Annotated in this window: 13 protein-coding genes; 10 read left to right on the top strand and 3 right to left on the bottom strand. The window is 63.9% G+C overall.

Translation table 11 applies throughout. From position 1 onward, the window contains the following. Positions 1–527: 527 nt before the first annotated feature. From putA to HS968_RS06465, 7 genes are all read left to right on the top strand, one after another. A complete protein-coding gene (putA, locus tag HS968_RS06495) occupies positions 528–4,463 on the top strand; it encodes a trifunctional transcriptional regulator/proline dehydrogenase/L-glutamate gamma-semialdehyde dehydrogenase (RefSeq protein WP_182370638.1) in 3,936 nt (1,311 codons plus the stop codon). A 432-nt stretch (positions 4,464–4,895) separates the two neighbouring features. Continuing rightward, entirely contained in the window at positions 4,896–6,323 is a 1,428-nt protein-coding gene (arcD, locus tag HS968_RS06490) for an arginine-ornithine antiporter (RefSeq protein WP_119695188.1), read from the top strand. A gap of 16 nt (positions 6,324–6,339) precedes the next feature. Beyond that, positions 6,340–7,590, top strand: a complete 1,251-nt coding sequence (arcA, locus tag HS968_RS06485; protein ID WP_182370637.1) for an arginine deiminase — start codon at positions 6,340–6,342, stop codon at positions 7,588–7,590. Positions 7,591–7,654: 64 nt separating this feature from the next. Further along, positions 7,655–8,665 (top strand): ornithine carbamoyltransferase, encoded by a 1,011-nt coding sequence (locus HS968_RS06480; protein WP_179624108.1) that lies wholly within the window; start codon positions 7,655–7,657, stop codon positions 8,663–8,665. Between the two features lie 129 nt (positions 8,666–8,794). Next, positions 8,795–9,721: a carbamate kinase gene (gene arcC, locus HS968_RS06475; RefSeq protein ID WP_182370636.1), complete on the top strand. Its 927-nt coding sequence runs from the start codon at positions 8,795–8,797 to the stop codon at positions 9,719–9,721. A gap of 11 nt (positions 9,722–9,732) precedes the next feature. Further along, positions 9,733–10,098, top strand: coding sequence for a DUF5064 family protein (locus tag HS968_RS06470; protein ID WP_119695238.1), 366 nt, complete (start codon positions 9,733–9,735; stop codon positions 10,096–10,098). A gap of 229 nt (positions 10,099–10,327) precedes the next feature. After that, positions 10,328–11,284 (top strand): hypothetical protein, encoded by a 957-nt coding sequence (locus tag HS968_RS06465; RefSeq protein WP_182370635.1) that lies wholly within the window; start codon positions 10,328–10,330, stop codon positions 11,282–11,284. 166 nt (positions 11,285–11,450) lie between these two features. On the opposite strand, the gene lpdA is transcribed toward HS968_RS06465, so the two are convergent. Together lpdA and HS968_RS06455 are read right to left on the bottom strand one after the other, a co-directional pair. Then, a complete protein-coding gene (lpdA, locus tag HS968_RS06460; protein WP_182370634.1) occupies positions 11,451–12,851 on the bottom strand; it encodes a dihydrolipoyl dehydrogenase in 1,401 nt (466 codons plus the stop codon). Positions 12,852–12,866: 15 nt separating this feature from the next. Beyond that, complete coding sequence (locus HS968_RS06455; RefSeq protein ID WP_182370633.1) at positions 12,867–14,066, bottom strand: Bcr/CflA family efflux MFS transporter; 1,200 nt, start codon at positions 14,064–14,066, stop codon at positions 12,867–12,869. A gap of 95 nt (positions 14,067–14,161) precedes the next feature. Here HS968_RS06455 and HS968_RS06450 point away from each other — a divergent pair, with 95 nt between their 5' ends. From HS968_RS06450 to HS968_RS06440, 3 genes are all read left to right on the top strand, one after another. Beyond that, on the top strand, positions 14,162–14,701 hold the full coding sequence (locus HS968_RS06450) for a PaaI family thioesterase (protein ID WP_179624104.1): 540 nt from the start codon (positions 14,162–14,164) through the stop codon (positions 14,699–14,701). Positions 14,702–14,712: 11 nt separating this feature from the next. Further along, positions 14,713–15,849 (top strand): thiolase family protein, encoded by a 1,137-nt coding sequence (locus HS968_RS06445; RefSeq protein WP_182370632.1) that lies wholly within the window; start codon positions 14,713–14,715, stop codon positions 15,847–15,849. Positions 15,850–15,922: 73 nt separating this feature from the next. Further along, positions 15,923–16,489, top strand: a complete 567-nt coding sequence (locus HS968_RS06440; RefSeq protein ID WP_179624102.1) for a TetR/AcrR family transcriptional regulator — start codon at positions 15,923–15,925, stop codon at positions 16,487–16,489. A 144-nt stretch (positions 16,490–16,633) separates the two neighbouring features. Here HS968_RS06440 and HS968_RS06435 read toward each other — a convergent pair whose 3' ends face one another. Beyond that, positions 16,634–17,428, bottom strand: coding sequence for an SDR family NAD(P)-dependent oxidoreductase (locus HS968_RS06435; protein ID WP_182370631.1), 795 nt, complete (start codon positions 17,426–17,428; stop codon positions 16,634–16,636). Positions 17,429–17,786 lie beyond the last annotated feature (358 nt).

Here is a 17,786-nt window from a genome sequence, read left to right as displayed (position 1 = left end):
CATGTGCCGACCCAGTGGCAGGCGTTCATCGCCATCATCCGTGAGGTGAACGAGGCACTGGCTGCCGACGACCGGGCGCCCAGCCCAGCAACACGCGGCAGCTGGCAGGTCTATCCTGAATAGGTACTACCGAGTCGCAATGCCGTTCAGCATTGTGCGAAGCGCCATTCGCGGGCCTCCCGAAACAGGTAGCACCAGGGTTGCACCGTAATGGCGCAGCGATCCATGCAGCGCCGTAACCGGCCGTTCTACTGAGACTGCAAGAGTCCTTGCGCAGAAGGCTCGGCACGCTGCAAGCCCCAGCAGATCCGGCTTCATAGCGAACGAGAAAGAGGCAAGCGTACGTTTGTCGGCTCACGCGAGATATTGGTTGCACCTGGTTGCACCTGACGTTGCGCAGGTTTAATCTCGCGCAGCTTCCGGTACCCGTCATCCACAGACGGCAACCCTTCGGGCCGTCGCAGGCGACGTCGAAATTGCCCCAGGCAATTTTTTACCGTGCATTACCTGAATAATAGGATTCCCCCATGGCCACCACGACTCTTGGCGTAAAACTCGACGATGCCACCCGCGACCGCCTGAAACAGGCTGCGCAATCGATCGACCGCACCCCTCACTGGCTGATAAAGCAGGCGATCTTCAACTATCTGGAGCAGATCGAAGGTGGCCTCACCCCCGCCGAACGTTCCGGCCTGGCCGCCGCTGCCGGTGAAGAAGCGCTGGAGTCGCTGACCGAGCAAGGCCTGCAGGTATTCCTCGATTTCGCCGAGAGCATCCTCCCGCAGTCGGTACTGCGCGCCGCCATCACCTCGGCCTATCGCCGCCCGGAAACCGAGGCTGTACCGATGCTGCTGGAGCAGGCCCGCCTGCCCAAGGATCTCTCCGATGCCACCCAGAAACTGGCTCTGAGCATTGCCGAGAAGCTGCGCAACCAGAAGAGCGCCGGTGGCCGTCAGGGCCTGGTGCAGGGCCTGCTGCAGGAGTTCTCGCTGTCGTCGCAGGAAGGCGTGGCGCTGATGTGCCTGGCCGAAGCCCTGCTGCGTATCCCGGACAAGGCCACCCGTGACGCCCTGATCCGCGACAAGATCGCCAACGGCAACTGGAGCCAGCACCTCGGCCAGAGCCCGTCGATGTTCGTCAACGCCGCCAGCTGGGGCCTGCTGATCACCGGCAAACTGGTGTCGACGCACAACGAGGCCGGCCTCTCCAATTCGCTCAACCGCCTGATCGGCAAGAGCGGCGAGCCGGTGATCCGCAAGGGCGTGGACATGGCCATGCGCCTGATGGGCGAGCAGTTCGTCACCGGCGAAACCATCGGCGAAGCCCTGGCCAACGCCACCTCCCTGGAGAGCAAAGGTTTCCGCTACTCCTATGACATGCTCGGCGAAGCCGCGCTGACCGAGGAAGACGCCAAGCGCTACCTGGCCTCCTACGAGCAGGCCATCCATGCCATCGGCAAGGCCTCCCACGGCCGCGGCATCTACGAAGGCCCAGGCATCTCGATCAAGCTCTCCGCCCTGCACCCGCGCTACAGCCGCGCGCAGTACGACCGGGTGATGGAAGAGCTGTACCCGATCCTGCTGAGCCTGACCCAACTGGCCAAGCAGTACGACATCGGCATCAACATCGATGCCGAGGAAGCCGACCGCCTGGAGCTGTCGCTGGATCTGCTCGAGCGCATGTGCTTCGAGCCGTCGCTGGCCGGCTGGAACGGCATCGGCTTCGTCATCCAGGCCTACCAGAAGCGCTGCCCGTACGCGATCGACTACGTCATCGACCTGGCCAAGCGCAGCCGTCACCGCCTGATGATCCGCCTGGTGAAGGGCGCCTACTGGGACAGCGAAATCAAGATGGCCCAGGTCAACGGTCTGGAAGGCTACCCGGTGTACACCCGCAAGCCGTACACCGACGTGTCCTACATCGCCTGCGCCCGCAAGCTGCTGGCCGCGCCGGAAGCCATCTACCCGCAGTTCGCCACCCACAACGCCCACTCGCTGTCGGCCATCTACCACCTCGCCGGGCAGAACTACTACCCGGGCCAGTACGAGTTCCAGTGCCTGCACGGCATGGGCGAGCCGCTGTACGAGCAAGTGGTGGGTAAGGTTGCCGACGGCAAACTGAACCGTCCGTGCCGCATCTACGCCCCGGTGGGCAGCCACGAAACCCTGCTGGCCTACCTGGTACGCCGCCTGCTGGAGAACGGTGCCAACACCAGCTTCGTCAACCGCATCGCCGACAACAGCATCTCGCTCAAGGAGCTGGTACTCGACCCGGTTCAGCAGATCGAGCAGATGGCCGCGCAGGAAGGCACCGTCGGCCTGCCGCATCCGCGCATCCCGTTGCCGCGTGACCTGTACGGCAAGGCCCGCACCAACTCCGCCGGCCTCGACCTGGCCAACGAACACCGCCTCGGCTCGCTGTCCTCGGCCCTGCTGTCGACTGCCAACCAGAACTACCTGGCCGAGCCGATGCTCGGTTGTGACAGCAGCAACGCCGGCGAAGTCGAGCCGCTACGCAACCCTGCCGACCATCGCGACCTGGTCGGCCATGTGCGCGAAGCGAGCATCCAGGACGTCGACAACGCCCTGCGCTGCGCGCTGTCCAGCGGGCCGATCTGGCAATCCACCTTGCCGGGCGAACGTGCCGCCGTGCTGGAGCGCGCCGCCGACCTGATGGAAGCCGAGCTGCAACAACTGATGGGCCTGCTGGTACGTGAATCCGGCAAGACCTTCGCCAATGCCATCGCCGAAGTCCGCGAAGCCGTCGATTTCCTGCGCTACTACGCCGCCCAGGCGCGCAGCTTCGGCAATGACAGCCATCGCCCACTGGGCCCGGTGGTGTGCATCAGCCCGTGGAACTTTCCCCTGGCAATCTTCAGCGGTCAGGTCGCCGCCGCCCTGGCTGCGGGTAACACCGTGCTGGCCAAGCCGGCCGAACAGACGCCGCTGATCGCTGCACAAGCCGTACGTATCCTGCTCGAAGCCGGTGTACCGGCCGGCGCCGTACAACTGCTGCCGGGCCGTGGCGAAACCGTCGGCGCGCGCCTGGTCGGCGACGAGCGCGTGCGCGGGGTGATGTTCACCGGCTCCACCGAAGTGGCCGGCATCCTCCAGCGCAACATTGCGGGTCGCCTGGATGCCCAGGGCCGCAGCGTTCCGCTGATCGCCGAGACTGGCGGCCTCAACGCCATGATCGTCGACTCCTCGGCACTGACCGAACAGGTGGTGATGGACGTAGTCGCCTCGGCCTTCGACAGCGCCGGTCAACGCTGCTCGGCACTGCGCGTGCTGTGCGTGCAGGACGACGTGGCCGACCGCGTACTGACCATGCTCAAGGGCGCCATGGCCGAATACACCGTGGGCAATCCCGAGCGTCTGAACACCGACATCGGCCCGGTGATCGACGCCGAAGCCAAGGGCAATATCGAGACGCACATCCAGAAGATGCGCGACAAGGGTCGCAAGGTGTTCCAACTGGCGCGCGCCGACGGCGAAAGCATTAAACGCGGCACCTTCGTCCTGCCGACGCTGATCGAGCTGGACAGCTTCGATGAAATGAAACGCGAGATTTTCGGCCCGGTGCTGCACGTGGTGCGCTACGCCCGTGCCGACCTGGGCAGCTTGCTGCAGCAGATCAACGACAGTGGTTACGGCCTCACGCTCGGCGTGCACACGCGCATCGACGAGACCATCGCCCAGGTGGTCGGCACCGCCAAGGTCGGCAACCTGTACGTCAACCGCAACATCGTCGGCGCCGTGGTCGGCGTGCAACCGTTCGGCGGTGAAGGCCTGTCCGGCACCGGCCCGAAAGCCGGTGGCCCGCTGTACCTGTACCGCCTGCTGTCGACTCGTCCGCACGACGCCGTGGCCCAGTACCTGCAACACGACGACGTGCAGACCCTGCCGGTTCCGGCCGAGCTGGACAAGGCACGCAGCGCCTTCAGCGACTGGGCAAGCAGGCAGGAGCCCGCCATTGCCGCCCTGTTCGAGCAGTACCGCAGCCTGTCGCAGAGCTACAGCAGCCACACCCTCACCGGCCCGACCGGCGAGCGCAACAGCTACACCCTGCTGCCACGCGAGCACGTGCTGAACCTGGCCGACGAACGTGGCGACCTGCTCAGCCAGCTGGCCGCCACCCTCGCAGTCGGTAGCCAGGCCGTCTGGCTGGAAAGCCAGCGCGCGCTGTACAGCGAGCTGCCGAAGGAAGTGCAGAAGCGCATCCAGCTGGTCGCGGACTGGAGCAGCGATGAGGTCGCGCTGGACGCCATCCTCCATCACGGCGACTCCGATCAGTTGCGTGCAGTGGGCGAGCAGGCGGCTCAGCGCAAAGGCGCCATCGTCGCGGTACACGGCCTGAACAAGGGCGAAACCGACATCGCACTGGAACGTCTGCTGATCGAACACGCCCTGTCCGTGAACACTGCAGCGGCCGGCGGTAACGCCAGCCTGATGACCATCGGCTGAGCGTAGCCATCTTGCGGTAATGCCGTGGAAAGCTGGCTGAAAGCTTTCCACGGCATGCTGTACCCACACGGCGCGACTGCCCGCAGGGGCTACCCGCCCGGCGCCGTGTTCTCTCCTCCTGACCTTCGGGTCTGCGTCAGCCTACCCGGCAGGCGCTTCGAGCGGGGCCAACCGCCCCGCCCATTTCCTCCCGTCTCGCTGATAACGCATCTCAACTGGCCACCATTGCGCTACCGAAATACCGGACTATGGTGTCAGGACTGGCGTTTCCCCACGCCAGCCAGAGCTGCAGTCCTGAAGCTCTCAGGTGCTCGACAACGCTTACTACATGGATGTGCGTTGACGAATCCTGACTTTTGACTCAAGTCAGGATGCAGTGCTCGCCAAACGCGCTCAATACCTATGTCTCCCTGTGATACGGAGGTAATTGAGATGTCTGATTCGACACAGAAACTCCGCCTCGCCGCATTGATCGCACTGGTGGTCGGTTCAATGGTCGGTGGCGGAATCTTCTCCCTTCCGCAAAACATCGCAGCCAGTGCCAGTGCGGGCGCTACCCTGATCGGCTGGTTGATCACCGGGGTCGGCATGCTGACCCTGGCGTTCGTGTTCCAGACCCTGGCCAACCGCAAGCCCGAACTCGACGGCGGGGTGTATGCCTACGCCAAGGCCGGTTTCGGCGACTACATGGGCTTCTCTTCGGCCTGGGGCTACTGGATCAGCGCCTGGATCGGCAACGTCAGCTACATGGTGCTGCTGTTCTCCACCCTGGGTTACTTCTTCCCGGTATTCGGCGAAGGCAACACCCTGCCGGCGGTGATCTGCGCCTCGGTGCTGCTCTGGCTGCTGCACTTCCTGGTGCTGCGCGGGATCAAGGAGGCGGCGTTCATCAACACCGTCACCACGATCGCCAAGATGCTACCGCTGGCGCTGTTCATCATCATCGCCGCCATCGCCTTCAAGTTCGACGTCTACACCGCGGACTTCTGGGGCCATGGCAACAGCGAGCTGGGCAGCGTGATGGATCAGGTGCGCAACATGATGCTGGTCACCGTCTGGGTGTTCATCGGCATCGAGGGTGCAAGCATCTTCTCGGCCCGTGCCGAGAAACGCAGCGACGTCGGCAAGGCCACGGTGATCGGCTTCGTTGGCGTGCTTCTGCTGCTGGTGCTGGTCAACGTGCTCAGCCAGGGCATTCTCGCCCAGGCCGAACTGGCCGGGTTGAAGAACCCGTCCATGGCCGGCGTGCTGGAACACGTGGTCGGCCCCTGGGGCGCACAGCTGATCTCCATCGGCCTGATCGTCTCCCTGGCCGGGGCACTGCTGTCGTGGACACTGCTGTGCGCGGAGATTCTCTTCGCCAGCGCCCGCGACCACACCATGCCGGAGTTCCTGCGCAAGGAGAACGCCAACCACGTTCCGGCCAATGCGCTGTGGCTGTCCAACGGGCTGATCCAGCTGTTCCTGATCATCACCCTGTTCAACGCCTCCACCTACCTGAGCCTGCTGTACCTGGCCACCTCGATGATCCTTGTACCGTACTTCTGGTCCAGCGCCTATGCGGTGCTGCTGGCTGCGCGCGGCGAGACCTACGAGCACGCCGCAGGTGAGCGCAACAAGGATCTGCTGATCGCACTGATCTCCACCCTCTATGCGGTCTGGCTGGTCTATGCCGCCGGCATCCAGTACCTGCTGCTCTCCGCCCTGCTCTACGCCCCCGGCGCGATCCTCTTCGCCAAGGCCAAGCGCGAGCTGGGTCAACCCGTCTTCACCGGCCTTGAAAAGCTGATTTTCGCGGCCGTGCTGATCGGTGCCGTCATTGCGGCCTATGGCCTGTACGACGGTTTCCTGAGTCTGTAACGAGAAGGAGTTCGACATGAGTAAGAAAGCTCTCGGCGTTCATTCCGAAGCCGGCAAATTGCACAAGGTAATGGTCTGCTCTCCGGGCCTGGCCCACCTGCGCCTGACCCCAGCCAACTGTGACGAGTTGCTGTTCGACGACGTGATCTGGGTATCGCAGGCCAAGCGCGACCATTTCGATTTCATGACCAAGATGCGCGAACGCGGCATCGAAGTGGTGGAAATGCACAATCTGCTCGAGGAAACGGTGCGCAACCCGGAAGCGCTGAAGTGGATTCTCGACCGCAAGATCACCCCCGACAGCGTCGGCTTCGGCCTGCTCGGCGAGGTGCGCGATTTCATCGAAGGGCTGGAGGCCCGTCGCATCGCCGAATACCTGATCGGCGGCGTGTCCGGCGCGGATCTGGCCCGGCACAAGGATTCCGAAGCCGCGAAGATGTTCAACTCTTACCTGGGTGAAGCCAGCTTCATCTTCCCACCGCTGCCCAACACCCAGTTCACTCGCGACACCACCTGCTGGATCTACGGCGGCGTCACCCTCAACCCCATGTACTGGCCGGCGCGGCGCCAGGAAACCCTACTGACCAGCGCCATCTACAAGTTCCACCCGGACTTCGCCGGTGAACAGTTCGAGATCTGGTTCGGCGACCCGGACAAGGATCATGGCTCGGCCACGCTCGAAGGGGGCGACGTGATGCCCATCGGCAACGGCACCGTACTGATCGGCATGGGCGAGCGCACCTCGCACCAGGCCATCGGCCAGGTGGCGCGCGCCCTGTTCGCCAAGGGCGCAGCCGAGCGGGTGATAGTCGCCGGCCTGGGCCGTTCACGCGCGGCCATGCACCTGGACACCGTGTTCAGCTTCTGCGACCGCGACCTGGTGACCATCTTCCCGGAAGTCGCCAACTCCATCGTGCCCTTCACCCTGCGCCCGGATGAAAGCCGCTCCGGCGGTATCGACGTGCGCCGTGAGGACAGGCCGTTCGTCGACGTGGTCGCCGAATCCCTCGGCCTGAAAAAGCTGCGCGTGGTGGAAACCGGCGGTGATGCCTACGAGGCCGAGCGCGAGCAGTGGGACGACGGCAACAACGTGGTCTGCCTCGAGCCAGGGGTGGTGATCGGCTACGACCGCAACACCTATACCAACACCCTGCTGCGCAAGGCCGGTGTCGAGGTCATCACCATCAGCGCCAGCGAGCTGGGACGCGGTCGCGGCGGCGGTCACTGCATGACCTGCCCGATCATCCGCGATCCCATCGACTACTGATCCAGCCTGCCCCGGTGGCCACCCGCCGCCGGGGTGTTTCGACGCCCCAAAAGGAGAGAGAACCATGGCTTTCAACATGCACAACCGCAACCTGCTCAGCCTGATGCACCACAGCACCCGCGAGCTGCGCTACCTGCTCGACCTGTCGCGCGACCTCAAACGCGCCAAGTACACCGGCACCGAGCAGCAGCACCTCAAGCGCAAGAACATCGCGCTGATCTTCGAGAAGACCTCGACCCGCACCCGCTGCGCCTTCGAAGTGGCGGCCCATGATCAGGGCGCCAACGTCACCTACATCGACCCCAACTCGTCGCAGATCGGCCACAAGGAAAGCATGAAGGACACCGCCCGCGTGCTCGGGCGCATGTACGACGCCATCGAGTACCGCGGCTTCAAGCAGGAGATCGTCGAAGAGCTGGCCACCTACGCCGGCGTGCCGGTGTTCAACGGCCTGACCGACGAGTACCACCCAACGCAGATGCTCGCCGACGTGCTAACCATGCGTGAACACAGCGACAAGCCGCTGCACGACATCGCCTACGCCTACCTCGGTGACGCACGCAACAACATGGGTAATTCGCTGCTACTGATCGGCGCCAAGCTCGGCATGGACGTGCGTATCGCCGCGCCCAAGGCGCTCTGGCCACACGATGAGCATGTCGCCGCCTGCAAGAAATTCGCCGAGGAAAGCGGCGCACGCATCCTGCTGACCGAAGACCCGAAGGAAGCGGTCAAGGGCGTCGACTTCGTCCACACCGACGTCTGGGTATCGATGGGTGAACCAGTGGAAGCCTGGGGCGAGCGCATCAAGGAACTGCTGCCCTATCAGGTCAACAGCGAAATCATGAAGGCCGCCGGCAACCCGCGGGTGAAATTCATGCACTGCCTGCCCGCCTTCCACAACAGCGAGACCAAGGTCGGCAAGCAGATCGCCGAGCAGTACCCGAACCTGAAGAACGGCATCGAGGTCACCGAAGACGTCTTCGAGTCGCCCTGGAACATCGCCTTCGAGCAGGCGGAAAACCGCATGCACACGATCAAGGCGATCCTGGTTTCGACCCTGGCGGATATTTAGGTTCACGTAGCCCGGATGCAATCCGGGGATGGGCTTATCCCCCCTCTCCCATTGATGGGAGAGGGTCTGGCCGGCGACGCCGAGCCCAGACCACGCCCCGGATTCAACCCGAAAGACAAGGAGGACACCATGCGACTCGTAATCGCCCTGGGCGGCAACGCCCTGCTTCGTCGCGGCGAAGCCATGACCGCGGACAACCAGCGTGACAACGTGCGCGTCGCCTGTCAGCAGATCGCCAAGGTGGCACCCGGCAACGAGCTGGTGATCGCCCATGGCAACGGCCCGCAGGTCGGTCTGCTGGCCCTGCAAGGCAACGCCTACGACGCCGCCAACCCCTACCCGCTGGACGTACTCGGCGCCGAAACCGAAGGCATGATCGGCTACATGATCGAACAGGAACTGGGCAACCTGCTGCCCTTCGAAGTGCCCTTCGCCACCCTGCTGACCCAGGTGGAAGTGGACAGCGCCGACCCAGCGTTCAAGAAACCGAGCAAGCCCATCGGCCCCGTCTACACCAAGGCAGAGGCCGAGCGCCTGGCCGCCGAGAAAGGCTGGAACATCGCCCCGGACGGCGACAAGTTCCGCCGCGTGGTGGCCAGCCCACGACCGCAGCGCATCTTCGAAATCCGCCCGATCAAATGGCTGCTGGAAAAGGGCAGCGTGGTGATCTGCGCCGGTGGCGGCGGCATCCCGACGATGTACGACGGCAACCAGCTGCGCGGCGTCGAAGCGGTGATCGACAAGGATCTGTGCTCGGCGCTATTGGCCGAACAGCTCAATGCGGATCTGCTGGTGATCGCCACCGATGTCGACGCCGCCTATCTCGACTGGGGCAAGCCGACGCAGAAATCCATCGCCAAGGCCCATCCCGATGAAATCGAGAAACTTGGCTTCGCTGCAGGTTCCATGGGACCCAAGGTGCAGGCTGCCTGCGAGTTCGCGCGTAATACCGGCAACAGTGCAGTGATCGGCTCGCTGGAAAACATCGAGGCCATCGTTCAAGGCACCTCCGGGACACGCGTCACGGTGGACTGCAACGGCGTCGTCTATCGCTGAGGGCTTCGATGATGTTCACCCCAGGCCATATGCACCGCGACAACCTCGACCGCCCCGAACACCTGCGCCAGGTGCCACCGTTCTCGGTCGATTTCTACTACGAGGTACGCCAGGATCCACAACAGGGGCCGATGCTGCATATGCGCCTGGCCGGTGAAGTGCGCGGGCAACACTTCGACGAAGAGTTCGAACTGCACCGCGACGTCGCCTTCAACTTCGCCAGCGTTGCCACCCGTGTGGCCGCGCGCCATGGCCTGCCGCTCAATGCCAGCCCGGTGATGCGCGGACACGACGAGTACGACAAGGTATTCGCCGACATCCGCGCCAAGCTGCACGCCAAACCCGGAGAGCCGGTGAACCTCGATCACGTGCTCTGACGCCGCGCATAGCCCGGATTAAATCCGGGCTATGCCTCTCCCGTAGGGTGCGCCGCACGCACCGACGAGCATCCCCAAAATACCGAACACACCTGCCAACATCGCCTTCAGAAGCAACAAACCTCTCAAGACTTTCCCCAAACTGCCGACCTGCTGATTGAGCGAACATGGCATCGCGTGACAGTTAACGCCTGCGCGCGGAGGACAGCAAAAGCCAAGGGATGTGGATATGACCAGCTTCAACGTGGAAGGCCTGTTGGCAAACCGCTCAGTCACAGCGGGCGCTGCGATAAAAGTCATTCAACGTGATGCCGACAACAGCACTTCATCGTCCAACAGACAGGTTCTCGGCAACGACTCAGGTGTCACGGTAACCCTCTCTCCCGCTGCTACGAAAATATCCCTGCTACTCAAGAGCGAGTCCACCGGCAGCGCCAGCGCCGCGGTGGATTTCGATGCATTTCTGGACAGTAACCACCAGCAGATCGAGGCGTACGGCAAGAGCGCTGACTTTCTCCAGGAGTTGCCCGAAGATCTCAACCAGGAGCGACAGATACTGGCCCAGCAAGCCGCCAACTACCTCCTCGCCCATCACTACGGTGAGGAGAAGCTCTACAACAATCGCACGGCAGAAAATCCCTTCGCGTCGCTGGATCGAGTGGCGCTTTCAAAGATCTCCTTCAACGACTCCGGGCTGTTTACCGCAGCAGAACGCCAGGTGGCCTTTCTGGAAATGACCAATCGCGACATGGTGCATCGCAATGAAACCTATGACCTGAGCGAGAAGCTGACAAGAGCGGATGGCTCCGCACCGTGGCACCTGGTCACCAGTTTTCTGAGAGACGCACAATTGATCGGCACCATGAGCGAGGGAGAGAAGGCCTGGAGACACTGGCCACCCGCGACAGAACTCGAGGCCTTTGCAGCCTCAATGCTGCGCAACGACCCTACAAAACAACCGACACTGCCCGAGTATCAGAACCTGAATAACCAGGACAAACCCATCCTGGCCTTCATGGTTGGCAAAGATGGTTCAGGCTCGTGGAAAAATATCTCCATTGAAGAACTGGCCTCGGACACCCTGCCCCTCAGGCTCATCCACTCGCTGATCGAAAAGAACAAAGCCACCCAACCCGAACACCCTTGGCTATCGCTCTATCTCAGTATCGACAGCCTGGGGAAATAAGGGGGGCGCGCAGCTACATAGCCCGAATGCAATCGAGCTTGTTCGAGGCCAACCGCTGTGATGCCCCCAGCCAGATCATCCGTAGGGTGCGCCGCGCGCACCAATACAACCGCACCATCTGGCTAACGCCCGGTGCGCAAGGCCTGGACGGCCCCGCACCTCGTTCTCAAGCCTGCATCGTCCAGCCATGCACACCCATCGCCGCCTGGCGCCCGGCTTCCGAGCGGGTCGGGTGTGGGTGGCAGGTCAGCGCGATGTCCTCGGCCGAGGCGGAGAACTCCATGGCCACGCAGTACTCACCGATCAACTCGCCCACGCTCGGGCCGATCATGTGCACGCCGAGAATCTGGTCGGTGTTGGCATCGGCGAGAATCTTCACGAAACCTTCTGTCTCGTGGTTGATCTTCGCCCGGCTGTTGGCGGTGAAGGGAAACTTGCCGACCTTGTAGGCGCGGCCTTCGGCCTTCAGTTCCTCCTCGCCCTTGCCGACGCTAGCGACCTCCGGACGGGTGTAGATCACGCCGGGAATCACCCCGTAGTTGACCTCCGCCGCATGCCCGGCGATGCGTTCGATGCAGGCCACGGCCTCGTCCTCAGCCTTGTGCGCGAGCATCGGCCCGGAGGTGACATCGCCGATCACCCACACCCCAGGCACGCCGCTCTGGTGCTTGTCATTGCCGAGCATGCCGCGCTTGTCGGTACTCAGGCCGACGCTCTCCAGACCGAGGTCTTTGGTGTAGGGCCGCCTGCCAATGGCCACCAGCACGTAATCGGCTTCCAGGGTTTGCGCCGCGCCACCGGCTGCCGCCTCCAGGCTCAGGCTGACGCCTGACTTGCCGACCTTGGCACCGGTGACCTTGGTGCCGAGCTTGAAGCTCATGCCCTGCTTGCTCAGGGTGCGCTGCAAGGTCTTGGCTGTCTCGCCATCCAGGCCTGGGCAGATGCGGTCGAGGTATTCCACCACGGTGACCTGGCTGCCCAGACGGCGCCATACCGAGCCCAGCTCAAGGCCGATCACCCCAGCGCCGATCACCACCAGGTGCTTGGGCACCTCCGGCAGCGACAGTGCGCCGGTGGAGTCGAGGAGGCGCGCGTTGTCGATGTTCACCCCAGGCAGCGGCGTCGGTTCGGAGCCGGTAGCGATGACGATGTTCTTCGTCTCCAGCACGCGCTCGCCACCCTCGCTCAGCTTGACCTGCACCCGCCCTGGGCCATCGATGCGTCCCCAGCCCTTGACCCACTCCACCTTGTTCTTGCGAAACAGGAACTCCACACCCTTGGTCAGCGCTTCGACGCTGTCGGCCTTCTGCTTCATCATCTGCACCAGGTTGAGCGTCGGGGTGACCTCAACGCCCAGTGCACTCAGTTCACCATCGGCCGCCGCTTCGTAGAGTTCCGAGGCATGCAACAAGGCCTTGGATGGCATGCAACCCACGTTCAGGCAGGTGCCGCCCAGCGTTTCGCGCCCTTCCACGCAGGCCACCTTGAGACCCAATTGGCCGGCACGAATTGCGGCGTTGTAACCGCCAGGGCCGGCACCGATGATGACCACGTCATAGCTGCTCATTGCTTTGTCCTCGAATCAGGGAAGTTTGCCGGCCACCGCAGCCGTGACGACCGGGCGGGTGCGCAGAAGGTGGAAGAACAAAAACGCCAGCACGGCGAACAGCGCGTTCAAGGCAACCATAGGCCAGGCCGAGCCATCCTGCAGAGCGCCCAGCAACAGACCAGCCAGGGTGGCGCCCGCCATTTGCGAGAAACCCATCAGCCCCGCCGCCAACCCGGCACGCTGCGGATTGGGAATCACCGCACCGGCCACGGCGGCCGGCAGCAACATGCCACCGCCCAGCGTCACCAGCACCTGCGGCAGCGATAGCCCGAGCAGCGACAGGCCAAACAGCAGGTAGATCGCCAGGGTCAGCAACGACCCGAGCAGCACCAGCGCGACACCGACGCCCACCACCCGCTGCGGCCCCAGGCGCTGCACATTGCGCAGGGTGAACAACGCGCCACCGAGCAGGCCGGAAACGATCAAGGCGAAGGTCAGCCCGTATTGCGCGGCGCTCAGCCCCAGCAGGCCGATATACACCGACGACGAACCGGCCACCACGACGAACATCGAGCCGTACGTGCAGGCGATGGTCAGCGCCAGGGCACGGCAACTGGGCCACACCTGCCGGTAACTGGCCCACAGGCCGTTGAGTCGGCCGGCCTGGGGATCGCGCTGCAGATGGCTTTCGCGGTAGCGGGTGAACACGGAGAGCAACGCCAGACTACCGAGCACCACGGTCACCAGCAGTGGCGCGCGCCAACCGCCGTACTGTGTCAGCAGACCACCGACCACCGGCGACAGCACGATGGCTGCGAACATGCCCAGCACGGTCAGCGCCAGCACCGGCCCCGCCTGCTCCTGCCACACATCCCGCACGATGGCCCGTGCCAGCACCAGTGCCGCGCAGGCCCCCAGCCCTTGCAGCACACGCATGCCGATCAGCACCTCGATGTTCGGCGCCAGCAGCATGCCCAGGGTCGCCAGCAGATACAGGCTCAAACCGGTGAGCAGCACCGGGCGCCGCCCCAGCCGATCCGATAGCGGCCCCAGCAACAACTGGCCAAGGCCAAAGGCACCGACGAACAGCGAAAGTGCCAGCAGGCTGCTGCCAGGCTTGGCATTCAGTCCGCGCTCCAACTCGCCCAGCGCGGGAATCAGTAGCTGCGTGGAGGTTTCGCCCAACGCCGTGAGCAGCATCAGGATGATCAACAGAACACGGGAAGGCTGCATGGTGGAACTCCGATCGACAACGACTGGCGGCTATTTATATTTCGACCATAATATGAAACATTGAATGTCGTCCATCATATTTACCCGGAGCCCGCATGACCGCCTTATCCCGAGATGCCCGCCTCGCCACCTGGATTGCCGAAGAACAGGCGGTGCGCAACCAGCTCGCCGCCCCCGGCACCCTCAGCCTTGCGGAAGTAGCCGCCATGACGCCGATGGATTTCTTCGACGGCATCGGCCGTGGCGACCTGCCCTCACCACCGATCAACGCCGTGCTCGACTTCACCCCGGTGCAGTGGGCCAGTGGCCTGTTCGTGTTCCAGGGCGCCCCCGACCAGCGCCACTACAACCCGCTGGGCAGTGTGCATGGCGGCTATATCGCCACCCTGCTCGACTCCTGCATGGGCTGCGCCGTGCATACCTTGCTCAAGCCAGGCCAGGGTTACACCACCGCCGACCTGCGGGTGAGCTATATCCGCGCGCTGCGCAGCGAGGCCGGCCCGGTACGCGCCGAGGGCCGCATCATTCACGTTGGTCGCTCCACCGCCCTTGCCGAGGGCCGCCTGTACGACGTCGACGAACGCCTCTACGCCGTCGCCTCCACCACCTGCCTGATTCTCGACATGAGCCACTGAAGGAGTTCGCCATGACCCTCGCCGTGATCGCCGGGTTCGCCCGCTCGCCCTTCCACTTCGCCCGCAAGGGTGCCCTCATCGACCTGCGCCCAGACGACCTGGCGGCCCAGGTGCTGCGCGGCCTGGTCGACCGCCTCGGACTCGATCCCGCACGACTCGAGGACGTAATCATGGGCTGCGCCTATCCCGAAGCCGAACAGGGCATGAACATCGCCCGCATCGCCAGCTTCCGCGCCGGCTTCCCGGAAACCCTCGGCGGCGCCACGCTGAACCGCTTCTGCGGCTCGTCGATGAGCGCCGTGCACTATGCAGTCGGGCAGATCGCCATCGGCGCCGGCGAGGCCTTTCTCTGCGCCGGGGTGGAATCCATGACCCGCGTGCCCATGGGCGGTTTCAACCTGTCGCCCAATCCAACCCTGATGGCCGATTACCCGCAGGTGTACATGGCCATGGGGCATACCGCCGAGGAAGTCGCACGGCGCTATGCCATCAGCCGCACCGATCAGGAGGCCATGGCCGTGGAGTCCCATGCCAAGGCAGTGCGCGCCCGCGAGTTGGGCCTGTTCGCCGATGAGCTGCTGACCATCGACACGCCACAGGGCCGCGTCGACGAAGACGGCTGCCTGCGGCCGGGCACCAACCTGGAGGCACTGGCGCAACTCAAACCGGCCTTCGGTGGCAGCGTCACCGCCGCCACCTCGTCGCCACTGACCGACGGCGCCGCCGCCGTGCTGGTGTGCAGCGAGGCCTTCGCCCGCGAGCATGGTCTGAGCGTGCTGGCCCGCATCAAGGCGGTGGCCGTGGCCGGATGCGCGCCGGAGATCATGGGCATGGGGCCGGTGGCAGCGACGCGCAAATTGCTGCAACGCGCCGGCCTGTCGATCGGCGACATCGATCTGGTGGAGATCAACGAGGCGTTCGCCAGCCAGTCGCTGGCCTGCGTGCAGGAGCTGGGGCTGGACATGGCCCGGGTCAACCTCGACGGCGGCGCCATGGCCCTCGGCCATCCACTCGGCGCCACTGGCGCACGCATCACCGGCAAGGCTGCCAGCCTGCTGCGCCGCAGCGGCGGGCGCTACGCCATCGCCACCCAGTGCATCGCGGGCGGTCAGGGTGTAGCGACTCTGCTCGAAGCCTCCGACGCATGAATGACTCCCGGCCGTGCCGCAGGTGCGTCGGGGGTGTAACATGACAAGCAACATTTCATAGACGGGGATCGCCATGCGCTATTCGGAAGACCACAAGGCCAAGACCCATCAACGCATCATCGAGGAAGCCGCCCTGCGCTTTCGCCGCGACGGCGTTGGCGCCACCGGCCTGCAACCGCTGATGAAGGCCCTGGGCCTCACGCATGGCGGCTTCTATGCCCACTTCAAGTCCAAGGACGACCTGGTGGAGACCGCCCTGCAGCACGCTGTGCAAGCGCTGGAAAGCAACACCGCCGAAGCGCTGGAAGGCGCCGAATCACCGTTGCCACTGTTCATCCAGCGCTACCTGTCCAGCCAGCATCGCGCCAACCCCGGTGCTGGCTGCCCGCTGCCAACCATGTCTGCGGAGCTGGGCCAACGTGGCGAACCCAGTGCCACTACCGATGCGATAGTGCGCAACCGCCTGGCGCTGATCGAGAAAAACCTGGAAGGCGAGGACGCGGAAGAAGAAAGCGTGCTGATGCTTTCGGCCATGGTCGGCGCCCTGCTGCTGTCGCGCAGCGTCAAGGATCCGGAGCTGTCCGACCGCCTGCTGAAAACGACCCGCCGCCTGCTGATCGAACAGGCGCAGAAGCCGTAACGACTGACGCCTGACGCCTGACGCCTGACGCCTGACGCTTGCGTAGGGTACGCTGTGCGCACCAGCGCTGCTCGGCATAAGCGAGGCTCCGCTACGGCAGAGCCCCGAGAATGAGCGTACCCTACAGCCGCATGCCGCCTTGCGTCACTTGTAACGCGCAGCTGCCTGGTTACGCGACAGATTCGGCCCGAGCGCACCGCGTGCCTTGACGAAGGCATCCCAGTCGGCGGCATCGGGCAGAGACGGAATGGTCACCAGTTCCTGCTGATCGAAGCCGGCCAGCGCCGCATCGACCATCTCGCCCACCTCCATGATCATCGACGGCGGCAGCGCCGAAGCATCGGTGCCGCTGCGCTCCCAGATCTCGGTACGGGTCACGCCCGGCATCACCGCCTGCAACTGCACGCCGCTGCCACGCAATTCGCCAGCCAGAGTCTGGGTCAGGCTCAACACGTAAGCCTTGGTGGCGCTGTACACGGCGTTGAACATTTCCGGCGCCAGCGCCACCACCGAACCCAGGTTGATAATGCCGCCACGTCCGGCAGCAGAGAAATTAGCCGCGGCAGCCGCCGCCAGGCGAGTCAGTGCGACCACGTTGAGCTGGATCATGGTCTCGGCCTGATCCAGGTCGGCAGCGGCCAGCGGGCCGTTCATGGCGACACCGGCGTTGTTGACCAGCAGCGCGATGGCCGCGTCCTCACGCAAGCGCTGCTCCACCTGGAGTACATCCGCCTTGCGCGTCAGGTCGGCCGGCATCACCTCGACCGCAATACCGTATTCGCCGCGCAGACGCTCAGCCAGTGCATTGAGGCGCTGGGCATCGCGCGCCACCAGCAGCAGGTCGTAACCGCGCCGGGCCAGGCGTTCGGCATAGGTGGCGCCGATGCCGGTCGAGGCACCAGTGATCAGAGCGGTTCCGAGGGTGGCGTGGGCATTCATGGTGAATCTCCTAGGGGGGGTGTGATGAGTGAGAGGGCATCCTCCCACCAATTAAATTATAGTCATAATTTAAATATCATATTACGACCATAATTAAACTAATCAAGCACACCGCTGAAAAAGCATCGCCGCATCCGCCAGACGGCTGCGCACCAAGTTATGGCTGTTTTTGTCCTTTCGGTCAGAAAATAGTGCAGCAAAGGGGCAGGTAATGGCCCTCGGCCTCCGTGCATCCGATTGATTTGCCACGGATATGAGCAATCACCAAAATTGGCGCCGTTTTTGCTCTAGCAGCACCAGCCTGACCAGGCGGACAGGTTTAAAAATCATAACGACACGTCTTAACCACCAGGAGCTT

Origin of the sequence: Pseudomonas berkeleyensis (genome assembly GCF_014109765.1) — a bacterium.
Classification (GTDB): domain Bacteria; phylum Pseudomonadota; class Gammaproteobacteria; order Pseudomonadales; family Pseudomonadaceae; genus Aquipseudomonas; species Aquipseudomonas berkeleyensis.
This window is presented reverse-complemented; position numbering and strand designations above follow the sequence as displayed.